The sequence below is a fragment of the Mycolicibacterium houstonense genome (assembly GCF_900078665.2).
Taxonomy (GTDB): Bacteria; Actinomycetota; Actinomycetes; order Mycobacteriales; family Mycobacteriaceae; genus Mycobacterium; species Mycobacterium houstonense.
Genome location: NZ_LT546207.1, coordinates 1,936,741 through 1,945,306 on the forward strand (window position 1 = coordinate 1,936,741; position 8,566 = coordinate 1,945,306).

Genomic DNA, 8,566 nt, shown 5'->3' on the forward strand with positions numbered 1-8,566 from the left:
TTTTTTTTTTCAAGCAGAAGACGGCATACGAGATTGGTCAGTGACTGGAGTTCAGACGTGTGCTCTTCCGATCTAGCTGGCCTTTCTCTTATACACATCAAGAGGTGTATAAGGGACAGTTTCGAGGCCGTGCTGATCGGCCCGGACCACCGCGCCCAGCAGATCGTGGCCACCCTCGGCGGGGACCAGCACCGCCACGGCCGCGTCGACGCCGGGAACCCGGCACAGGGCCCCCTCGACCTCGCCCAGCTCGATGCGGAAGCCGCTGACCTTGATCCGGTGGTCGGCCCGGCCGACGAACTCCAGGGTGCCGTCGGGCCAGGAGCGCACCAGGTCCCCGGTGCGGTACCAGCGAATCCCGTCGTGTTCGACGAACTTCTCGGCCGTCAGGTCAGGGCGTCCGCGATATCCGCGGGCGATGCCGCGCCCGCCGACCCACAACTCGCCCGGCACCCAGTCGGGGCAGTCGTCACCGCGGGAGTCGACCACGCGGCAGCAGTTGTTGGTCAGCGGTACGCCGAACGGCACCGCGGTCCAGTGCGGCGGCAGGGCGTCCTCGCCGAATCCGACTTCGAAGATCGTGTTGTGTGTCGCGGTCTCGGTGGCCCCGCCCAGCCCGGCGAAGCGCATGCGCGGCGCGGCCGTGCGCAGGGCCCGGACCAGGTCCGGGCGCACCCAGTCGCCGCCGGTCGGGACGACCCGCAGCGACGGCAGCGAGTCCGCGGCCAATCCCACGCCGGCCAACATCTCCAGCCACCCGGTCAGGAAGTGCAGCACGGTCACCTGATGCTCATCGATCAACCGGACCCAGACGTCGGGATCGCGGCGGTGCTCCTCGTCGATGACCACCATCGAGCCACCCGAGCGCAGGGTGCCGTAGATGTCGATCACCGACAGGTCGCATTCCAGGTGGGACAGCGCCAGGCATCGGTCGGCCGGGCCGATGTCGAAGTGGTCGTTGATGAACTCAATGGTGTTCATCGCCGCGTCGTGGGTGATCTCGACGCCCTTCGGCTCGCCGGTGGAACCGGACGTGAACAGCACGTAGGCCAGATCGTCCGGGACCACCTCGACGGCCTCGAAATGCGCTGGGTCACCGATGATCTCGGCGTCGGCGACGGTCAGGTGAGGCAGCTCGGGATGATCGGACCCCGAACCACAGACCAGGGCGAAGTCCACCCCGCCGGTGTGCAGGATGCGCGCGGCCCGATCGGCGGGCTGATCCACCCCCACCGGCAGATACGCGGCGCCGACCATCGAGATGGCCAGCAGCGCGATGACCTGTTCGACGCTCTTGGGGCCCAGCACCGCGACGACCTCGCCATGGCAGACACCGCGCGACTGCAGCGCGGCCGCGACGGCGAGCACCTTGTCGTGCAATTCGGCATAGGTGAGGTCCCCGGCGCTGCAGAACACCGCGGGAGCATCCGGGGTGGCCGCGACGTTGGCGAGGAATCCGCTGTGCAGCACGTCGCCGCTCGGTGTCGAGGTCGCGGAGTTCAGCTCGGCCCGGACCCGGCGTTGCTCCTCGGAGATCGCCGGCGGGTCGGCCGCATCCCAGGCCGCGTCGTCGGCGGCGAGCCTGCGCAATTCGGCCAGGTGGTAGGCGAACATGGCCTCGGCCACGCCGGGCCGGAACGCCTCGGTGCGGACGTCCCAGTTGATCATCAGCCCGTCGGCCAGTGGGGTCGCCTGGGCGTCGATCAGCACCTGGGGGCCCTGCGAGATGGTCCAGACCGGCGCACCGAACTGGTCGGTGACGTCGCCGGCGAACAGGTCGCCCAGTCCGAGGGCACTGGTGTAGACGATGGTGGCCAGGGTCTGGCTGCCCCGGTGACGGCTCATGTCGCGCAGCACGTCCAGCCCGGACACCGAGGAATGCGCGGCGGTGGCGTGCAGGGTCTCCTGCATCACCCGCGCCCGGGCCGCGGCGGTATCGGCTCCGGTCAGGTCGATGTCGAGCAGCAGCGACGACGTGAAGTCGCCGACCAGCTTGTCCACATCGGGGTGGTAGGGCTCCCGGCCGAACATCGGCAGGTTGAGCAGGAACCGCGACTGTGTCGACCAGCGGGCCAGCGCATTGGCGTAAGACGCGCCGACCGCCATGGCCGGAGTGATCCCGCGGCGGTGGGCCGCGGCGAACAGCGCGTCGCGGGTCGGTACGTCGAGAATCTCCCACAGCCGGATGCTGCGGTGCGGGTTGCGCTGATCGGACAACGGAACCAACGGCAGCGCAGGCGGATCCGGCAGATCCGGCACCCGCTCGGCCCACCACTGCACGTCCTGTTGCGGCGGCGGCGGCGTCGAGGCGGTCAGCCGGGCCCGGTACTCGCGATAGGTGTAGCGCAGGGCGGGCAGCTCGACACCGCGGTACAGGGCGGCCAGATCGGCCATGAAGTTGCGGTAGCTGACCGCGTCGGCGGCCTGCATGTCCATGTCGACGTGGAGACGAGTACGCCCATCCGGCAGCAACGAGAGGCTCAGTTGCAGTACCTCGTCGTGAAGCATCTGATGGGACTTGGCCTCCCGGGTGAGCTCCAGCTGCGCCTCGGCGGCCGCCTGATCGAGGTCGCGCAGGTCGTAGACGGTGACCGGCAGCTCGCGGTCGCCGATCCGCTGGGTCCCGTCGGGCAGGATCTCGACCCGCAGCATCGGGTGGCGGGCCGCCAGTTTGGCCGCGGCGGTCCGCAGCCGCTCGGGATCTACTGCGGCGCCGTCGAATTCGACGTAAAGGTGCGCACCGACCCCACCGAGCTGCTGGTCATTGTTGCGCCCCACCCAGAACGCGTGCTGGATGGGTGCCAGCGGGAACGGCTCGCCCTCGTCACCACCGGCGGCGGAGTCGGCGACCGGATCCTCGGCCGGGGCGTCCGGGGCATGCTCGGCGACCAGGTCGATCCACGCCGCGACGGTGGGATTGGCTGCCAGCGCGGCGAATCCGACGTTGATCCCCTGCTTACGCCACCGGCCCGACAACGACATCATCCTGATGGAATCCAGCCCGGAGGCGATCAGATCGGCGTGCGGGTCCACGTCGTCGGGGCTGATCCCCAGGAGTGCGGCGACCTCGTCGCGAACCGTCTGGGAACTCGTCGCAACCACGCTCACCACACCTCCGAATCATTGGCACCGAACTATTAGTGCAGGCTGCCCTAACTTCGTGGAGGTTACCCTATATTCGATCTGTCAACAGACCCACCTGACGGGAGTCACAACACCGATGACCACCGGTTTTGACCGTGAACAGGACGAACTGGCGAACGGATTCACCCCATTCCCCGAGGACCGCGCCGAGGTATACCGCCAGGCCGGGTACTGGCAGGGCAAAGCGCTCGACAGCATCCTGCGTGAGGCAGCCCACAACTGGCCGGACAAGGCGGCCGTCGTCGATGCCACCGGCAGCCACACCTTCGCCGAACTGGACGCGCTGGCCGACCGCATCGGCGCCGCACTCGCCGACCGCGGGATCGCCCCCGGCGACCGGATCCTGGTCCAGCTCCCGAACTCACGTGAATTCGCCGTCGCCGCTTTCGGTCTGCTGCGCGCCGGAGCAGTGCCGGTACTGTGCCTGCCCGGCCACCGGTCGGCCGAACTCGGCCATTTCGCCGAGGTCAGTGGCGCCGTCGGGCTGGTGATCCCCGACACCATCGCCGGATTCGACTACCGCGAGCTGGCCGCACAACTCGTCGCCGATCACCCGCGGTTGCGTCACGTCCTCGTCGACGGCGACCCGGGAGCCTTCGAACCCTGGTCCGCGCTCAAGGATTTCGACGATCCTGGCCCACCCGACATCACCGTCGACACCAGCGGACCCGCCGTGTTGCTGGTCTCCGGCGGCACCACCGGCCTGCCCAAGCTCATCCCTCGCACCCACGACGACTACCGGTACAACGCCGCGGCCTGCGCCCAGGCCTGCGAGATGGTGCACGACGACGTCTATCTGGCGGTGCTGCCCGCCGGGCACAACTTCCCGTTCGCCTGCCCCGGCCTGCTCGGCTCGATGACCGTGGGGGCGACCACCGTCTACACCGACGACCCGAGTCCCGAATCCGCCTTCGCCCTGATCAACACTCACGGCGTCACCGTGACCGGACTCGTCAACGCCCTGGCCAAGCTGTGGACCCAGGCCTGTGACTGGGAACCGGAACTGCCCACCTCGCTGCGAGTGGTCCAGGTCGGCGGATCGCGGATGTCACCGGAGGAGGCCCGCTTCATCTATCAGGGCCTGAGCCCGGGACTGCAGCAGATCTTCGGAATGGCCGAGGGCATGCTGAATTTCACCCGCCCCGGCGACCCGATCGACGTGGTGGAGAACACCCAGGGCCGGCCGATGTCACCCCACGACGAGATGCGGGTGGTCGACGAGGACGGCCAAGAGGTCGCCCCCGGGTGCGAGGGCGAGCTGCTGGTACGCGGCCCCTACACGCTCAACGGCTACTACCGTGCCGACGAGGCCAATGCCCGCTCGTTCAGCCCCGACGGTTTCTTCCGCACGGGCGACCGGGTCCGCATCTTCGCCGACGGGCCGCGGGCCGGCTACGTCGAGGTGACCGGCCGGATCAAGGACGTCATCCACCGCGGTGGCGAGACGGTGTCGGCCACCGATCTCGAGGACCATCTGCTCACCCATCCGGCCGTATACGCGGCCGCGGCCGTGGCGTTACCCGACGAGTACCTGGGTGAGAAGATCTGCGCCGCCGTGGTTTTCAAGGGCTCACCGGTCACCCTGGCCGAGCTCAACGAGTTCCTCGACGAGCGCGGCGCGTCGGCCCACGCGAGGCCCGACGTGCTGGTACCGATGCCGACCCTGCCCACCACCGCGGTGGGCAAGGTCGACAAGAAGAAGCTGATCGCCGCGATCACCGGGTGACCGCGGCGCGACGCGAGGTCAGGAGACTGCAGGTCAGGATACTGCGACGTCCTCACTGACCTCGCGTCCCACCGCCGGAGCCAGCAGCTCGATGATCCTGGCCGTGACGGCCGCGGCGGTGGGGTGCTCCCACAACAGCGTCGGCGGCAGGGACAGGCCGGTCTGCTTCTCCAGTTGACGGCGCAGCCGTACCGTCATGATCGAGTCCACACCCAGCTCCACCAACGGCAGGTCGACGTTCACGTCGGCCTCCGCCAGCCCCAATTGGCCTGCCACCGCGGACAACACGTGGGCGGCCAGCTGGTCGGGGTCGTACTCCCCCGCCACCGACGCCGGCGCCGAATCGTCGTCGGGCTCGTCGTCGGGAGCCACGTCGGCCAGGATCGGCACCGCAGCGGCCGCCGGAAGCACCGGCAACACCACGACATTGGCCGTGTCCTCACCCATCGCGAGATCCAGGGCGCGCATCGCGTCGTCGGCGCCCACGGTGCCCATGCCGAGCGCATCGAGTTGGGCCGCAACGAATTCCGATGCCGACCCCATGCCGAGCCCGCGCCAGGCCGTCCAGGCGACGGCCGTGGTGCGGTCGCCGAGGCTGCGCCGGTACCGGGCCATCACGTCGAGGAACGAGTTGGCGCAGGCGTAGGCGCCCTGGCCCGGGAAACCGGCCAGGTAGCCACACGACGAGAACAGCACCATCCAGTCGAGCTGTTCGGGCGGGAACACCTCGTTCAGCACGAGCGTGCCGTGCACCTTCGGGTGCATCGCCGCGGCGAACTCATCGGAACTGGTGTTCATCAGCAGCGCACCGGCTTCGACCCCGGCGGCATGGATGACACCACGGACCGGGGGCAGCGGACGCAGCACGTCTCGCAGCGCCTCTGCCGATCCGGGGGCACCGATGTCGACCGCGGCGACGGTGACCGACACGCCACGCTCCTCCAGCGCGGTGACTGCGCGGACGGCGTCCGACCGCACGCCGTCGGCCCAGGCCGAGCGGTCGCCCAGACCCGACCGCGACAGCAGCACCAGGCGCCGGGCACCGAGATCGGCCAACCGCTGGGCCACCCGCAGGCCGAGCACTCCGGTTCCGCCGGTGATCAGATAGGTGCCACCCGGCACGCACTGCATCGGGACCGCCGCAGGAGCGGCCGAGTCCGTTCCCGAGGCGGCCAGGCGCGCGGCGAGCGCCACGCCGTCGCGGACCACGAGAACACCGTGTCCGGCCAGCGATCCCAGCGCCGACAGCGGCAGTCGGCCGTCGGCCACGTCCAGGACACCGCCCCACAGCTGTGGATGCTCGGCCGCGGCGACGCGGGCCAATCCCCACAGCGGGGCATGGGTCAGATTGCTCCCCTCGTGCACCCCGACGGTCAGCGCCCACAGCCGCGCCGACATGCCGAGCTGTTGTTGCACGGCCAGCGTCCTGGTCACCAGTTCGACGGCGGCCTCCGGCGAGTCATCGTCGCGCGGCAACACCAGCACCACCGCGGTGTCACCGAGTTCTCTTGGCAAAGAGCCGAATTCGATGATCGCTTCCAGTTCCGCAGGGTCTTCCACCGCCCGGTAGGGCACGCCGGCCGCGGCCAAATCGTCCACCGCGGTCTCCAGCCGGTCGACGTCACCGCCGACCAGCACCACCCCGGACGGCGGTTGCTCGTCGCGCGCGGACACCGGATGCCAGGCCACCCGGTGCACGATCCGGTGGACGTCGGTGGCCGACCATTCCCGGCCCGGATTCTCCAGCTCCTCGAAGGTCATCCCGCCGATCGCGAACAGCACCGCGCCGGCCTCATCGGTGATCACCACGTCGGTGGTGGTGGTCCCGGGCCTGCGCCGCACCGACAGCATCGCGGTGGCCGGCGGCGCACCGTAGACCCGCACCTGTTCGATGCGGGCAGGCATCCGCAGCCGCGGCGGACCGTCGAAGCTCGTCGAGGCGGCCGAAGTAGCCGCATCCACCAGTGAGGCCCACGTGGTGGGCTGCGACCCGTCGGACTCCGAGCTCACCCGGGCCAGCAGTTCCCCGTCACCACGGCGCAGATCCTCGATGTCCCAGGCGAATCCCATCGCGGCGACCCCGAGCTCGGCCAGGGTGTCGATCACGTGCCGCGGCGGCAACTGTTCGGTGCAGCGCGCTCGGGCCGCGGCCAGGTCCAATCGGTCGTCGATGGCCCCGGCATCGTCGGTGTCGCCGGCGACCACCGCGCTGCTGTGCGTCAGCCAACCGCCGTCCTGGTCCTCGGCGGTGTCGGCGAGTCGCGAGGCCAAGGTCAGCTCACGGTCGGTCAGTACCACCTGGAGGTCCCGGGCCCGGGCCGGGGCCACCGGCGTGCGCAGCCACACGTCTTTCAGCCCGGCGCCGACGCCGGCCGCCGACAGGAACGTGTTCAACAGCACTGCGGCAGGCACGATTTCGGTGCCCTTCACCGGATGGTCCCCCGGGTAGGGCCGGGTGTCGAAGTCCACCCGGGTCTGCCACAGGCGCGTCGCCACCGGGCCGGCCACGTCGGTGCGCCCACCCAGCAGCGTGTGACCGGTGGCATCGTGCACCGCCCGCCCGCCGGGCGCCGCGGCGGGAACCCGCCAGAACCTGCGGTGCTGCCACTGGGTGACCGGCAGGTCGTCGGCCCACGGATCCGCTTCGGCGACACCATGTTCCACGTCGGCGCCGTGGCAGTACAGCGAGGCGACCGCGGTGGTGACGGCCGTGGTCTCCGACGTGTCCCGGCGCAACAGCGGGATGACGGCGTGGTCCTCCATGCCGAGGTGCAGCAGGGTCTCGACGATGGAGTGCGACACCACCGGATGCGCCGAGACCTCAAGGAACAGCCGGTGTCCGTCCTCGGCCGCGGCGGTGACGGCCTCGGCGAACCGGACCTGCCCGCGCAGGTTGTGCACCCAGTAGTCGGCGCCCCTGGGCGCGGTGGACCGCGGATCGGCCAATGCCGTGGTGTAGAGCGGGGTCACCGCATCGCGAGGTGGTTCGAGAGCGGCCACGCCTGCGGCGAGCGCACTTGTCAGATCGTCCATCGCGGGGCTGTGGAATGCCACGTCGGTGTTCACCCGGCGCACCACGATGCCCTGCTCCGACCAGGCCTGGCAGACGTCCTCGACCGCGGCGGTGACTCCGGAGATCACACAGGACTCGGCCGATGCGCTGATCGCCGCCACCACATCGGTGCGGCCGGTCAGCCGCTGCTCGGCCTCGGCGAACGGCAGGCGCACCAAAGCCATGGCGCCGCAACCCATCACGGAGCGGAAGCCGCGGGCCCGGTAGCACGCCACGGCAGCTCCCTGGCGCAACTCGAACACGCCGGAGACCACGCACGCGGCGACTTCGCCGACCGAGTGCCCGATGACCGCTGCGGGCCGTACCCCGCGCTCGCGCAGCACCTCGGCCAGCCCGACCTGCATCGCGAAGGTCAGCGCCTGGATCCGGTCGGTGCCGCCGAGTTCACCCGTGCTCAGCGCCTGGCGGGCCGAGAAGCCGAGCTCGCGCCCGAAGACCTCGTCGACCTCGTCGATCACGCGGGCGAAAGCCGGTTCGGCCGTGAGCAGTTCGCGGCCCATGCCGGCCCAGTGCGAACCGTGCCCGGAGAACACCCACACCGCGTCGCGGGCCTGCCCGCCCGGCAGCTCACCGGCGACCAGGCCGGCGCCGGATTCACCGCGGGCCAGGGCGTCGAGGCCGGC

General features: G+C 70.1%; 2 protein-coding genes. One reads left to right on the forward strand and one right to left on the reverse strand.

The features are described from left to right. Window positions 1-3,220: 3,220 nt before the first annotated feature. Window positions 3,221-4,870 carry a (2,3-dihydroxybenzoyl)adenylate synthase gene (locus BN4332_RS09760; protein ID WP_066898254.1) on the forward strand — a complete coding sequence of 550 codons (1,650 nt, stop codon included), beginning with the start codon at window positions 3,221-3,223 and terminating at the stop codon, window positions 4,868-4,870. A gap of 33 nt (window positions 4,871-4,903) precedes the next feature. Here the strand turns inward: BN4332_RS09760 and BN4332_RS09765 are convergent. Then, window positions 4,904-8,566, reverse strand: a 3,663-nt coding sequence (locus BN4332_RS09765) for an acyltransferase domain-containing protein (RefSeq protein ID WP_066898255.1), incomplete at its 5' end; no start/stop codon positions are given.

Excerpts from the sequence above, each read along its gene's own strand:
- BN4332_RS09760 (WP_066898254.1), top strand. The coding sequence starts at position 3,221 with ATGACCACCGGTTTTGACCGTGAACAGGACGAACTGGCGAACGGATTC.